Genomic DNA, 293 nt, shown 5'->3' with positions numbered 1-293 from the left:
ACACTTTGAAGAAGAAAACGATGAAGAGTCGATCATCGATACAATAACCTCTGATTTTTTTGTTCAGATTGTCCTTTATATAGGTTCACCAATCACTACTGTTGAATTATTACAAAATCAATTCAACTGGGAGACTTCTGTGTTCCATATTGTTCGAAGTATCTCACCAACTAAACGAATTTATCACGAACATGAAATCATATCTTATTATCTCCTCAAGGATATGTCAGAGGAAACAAAAAAAGTCACTATGGAAAAATTAGAACCGGTCTTAGATGACCAAAGCCTATTAG

1 protein-coding gene is annotated in these 293 nt (G+C 33.8%); it reads left to right on the top strand.

Features of this window, described 5'->3' with window-relative positions; all coding sequences use genetic code 11:
• A partial coding sequence (locus AOA61_RS31990; protein ID WP_218197400.1) for a hypothetical protein occupies window positions 1-293 on the top strand: 293 nt, incomplete at both ends.

The organism is Pseudomonas sp. 2995-1 (genome assembly GCF_002742505.1).
Classification (GTDB): domain Bacteria; phylum Pseudomonadota; class Gammaproteobacteria; order Pseudomonadales; family Pseudomonadaceae; genus Aquipseudomonas; species Aquipseudomonas sivasensis.
Note: the sequence above shows the minus strand (reverse complement) of the source record. Positions and strands in the feature narration are given on the sequence as shown.